Source organism: Ciceribacter ferrooxidans (assembly GCF_004137355.1).
GTDB classification, from domain to species: domain Bacteria; phylum Pseudomonadota; class Alphaproteobacteria; order Rhizobiales; family Rhizobiaceae; genus Allorhizobium; species Allorhizobium ferrooxidans.
In genome coordinates, this window is sequence record NZ_SDVB01000251.1 from 1 (window position 1) to 252 (window position 252).

The window sequence follows — 252 nt, forward strand, 5'->3', positions numbered from 1 at the left end:
CCTCAAACTCAGCGACCCGCACGACAAATCCATCTTCGACGCCATCTGGACCCGCCAACTCCACAACCCGAAGGCCTTTTGGGCGCCCTACCCATTCCCCTCCATCGCCCTCGACGACCCCACCTTCGTCCGCCCCATCCCGCGCAACTCCTGGGGAGGAGCCACGCAAGCCCTCACCGCTTTGCGCGCACCGCGCTGGATGGAGCACTACGGCAAGCACGCCGAACTCAAACACCTCATGCAGCAATGGTG

Annotated in this window: 1 protein-coding gene; it reads left to right on the forward strand. The window is 63.9% G+C overall.

What is annotated here, in order from left to right:
• Nucleotides 1-252, forward strand: a 252-nt coding sequence (locus tag EUU22_RS16235) for a hypothetical protein (RefSeq protein ID WP_205687911.1), incomplete at both ends; no start/stop codon positions are given.